Origin of the sequence: Sphingomonas sp. 179-A 2A2 NHS (assembly GCF_045371305.1) — a bacterium.
Lineage (GTDB): Bacteria > Pseudomonadota > Alphaproteobacteria > Sphingomonadales > Sphingomonadaceae > Sphingomonas.
In genome coordinates, this window is the sequence record NZ_JBIQDE010000032.1 from 1 (window position 1) to 1,775 (window position 1,775).

Here is a 1,775-nt window from a genome sequence, read left to right on the forward strand (position 1 = left end):
ACTCGGCGGCGAGATGCGTTAAGGCCACGAGCGTCGCGATGAAGCTCTTGGTCGCCGCTACGCTGGTCTCGGCGCCAGCATGGATCGGAATCACCACATCGGCCTGCTCCGCCAGTGGTGAGGAGGCGTCGTTCACGACGGCCACGAGGACCGCGCCCCGTTGCTGCGCCTGCGCCGCGGCGCGGAGCAGGTCGGGGCTGCGACCGGACTGCGAGATCGCGAACAGCGGCACGCCCCGGAAACGCGTCGAGGTGGCGCCGTACAGCGCCCCGATGGAAGGCGAGTGGCTGAGCGTCGGCATGGTCCCGCGCGTCTCGAACAGAACTTTGGCGAACGCCGCCGCCTGGTCAGAACTCCCGCGCGCGAGAGTCGCGGCGAATGGGGCGTCAAGCGCCCGCAGCCGGGCGCCTGTGTCCCGCATCAGCTCTGCATTGAGCGTGACCTGCTCCTCGCAGACCCGCGCCGCCTCTCCCGCCTCGTGCGCCATCACGCTGTTCAACGCCACCGAAGTTCCCTTCCCCCGAGCCGGGCTGTCGAGCTCGGCCATAGCATACCAATATGCGTGCCATTGCCAATGGTATTAAGGTGGTTGTACGCTCGGCCGAGCCGAGGCAAACTGCCCAGGAGGGGAACCGTCCGTTGCTGAAGGTCAATGTCGCCAAGTCGGATGGGCCTGGCCCGGTCAACGAAGACGTTGTCGGACACTGCCCAGGCGCAGCATGGGTGATCGATGGAGCGACAGGTGTCGGCGCCGCGTTGCTTGAAGCTCCGAGCGATGCGGCGTGGTTGGCGAACATGGCGGACGCCGAGTTGCGCTCAGTGCTGATACAATCCCCGGATACGCCGACCCGCGACTTGGTCCGCTCAGTGATCGAGCGTTGTCGCGACGCCCTTGGCCGCCACGCTCTAAGGGAGCCCGACGGATCGCACGAGCATCCCTCGGCCGCATTCGCCATGGTTCGCGTGATGGACGGCGGGGTGGAGTTCGCGACGCTCGCCGATTGCAGGATCGCCTATACAGGGGAGGACGGGAACGCCCAGCTTTTCGGGACGACGGCGCTCGGCGCCATCGAGGGTAAGACGATTGCGCTCGTCGAGCGGATCATCGATCTCCATCCCGGAATCACGCCTGCCGAGTTGAAGGAGGCCGTGCTGCCCCAGTTGCGCGAGAACCGCCGTCTCATGAACAAGCCGGACGGGTACTGGGTGCTCGGAACGGAACCGGCGGCGGCCGAACATCTCGACGTGATGAGGATGCCGGTCGATGCCGGGCGGCGCTTCGCGATCGCTAGCGACGGCTATCTCCGGCTTGTCGAGCTCTTTGCCGTCGCGACGCCCCATGACCTGCTCGCGATCGACGACGACGAGGCCTTCGCGAAATGGCTCTACACGTTGCGCGACCTGGAGCGGACGGAAGGTTCCTGTCGTCGCTATCCGCGCGTCAAGGTGCACGACGACGCGAGCTTCCTGCACTGCGAGTTTCAAGGAGAGGGCTGAATGCGCGTTCTGGGCTTCATGAGCGGCACGTCGCTCGACGGCGTCGACGCGGCGATCATCGAGACGGACGGCGAGCGCGTGCATGGCTTCGGGCCGACCCTGCTGTTGCCGTTCAGCGTCGACGAGCGCGCCACGCTCATTGCCGCGACTGAGGACGCGGTCCGGGCGGACGGGCGCGGCGAGCGCCCGGCAAGCTTCGGCGAGGCGGAAAGGATCGTCCTGGACGTGCATGTCCGGGCCGCTCGCGCGCTTCTCGAGCGCGAGGATGCGGGCCGGAT

At 67.1% G+C, this 1,775-nt stretch carries 3 protein-coding genes; 2 read left to right on the top strand and 1 reads right to left on the bottom strand.

Translation table 11 applies throughout. The annotated features are described in order from the left end of the window. The coding region (locus ACH0AE_RS17810; protein ID WP_406876166.1) for an SIS domain-containing protein at positions 1–547 on the bottom strand (547 nt) is incomplete at its 3' end. A gap of 11 nt (positions 548–558) precedes the next feature. On the opposite strand from ACH0AE_RS17810, the gene ACH0AE_RS17815 reads away from it, so the two are divergent. Both ACH0AE_RS17815 and ACH0AE_RS17820 read left to right on the top strand, forming a co-directional pair. Beyond that, positions 559–1,497 (top strand): protein phosphatase 2C domain-containing protein, encoded by a 939-nt coding sequence (locus ACH0AE_RS17815; protein WP_406876167.1) that lies wholly within the window; start codon positions 559–561, stop codon positions 1,495–1,497. Then, positions 1,498–1,775, top strand: a 278-nt coding sequence (locus tag ACH0AE_RS17820) for an anhydro-N-acetylmuramic acid kinase (RefSeq protein ID WP_406876168.1), incomplete at its 3' end; no start/stop codon positions are given.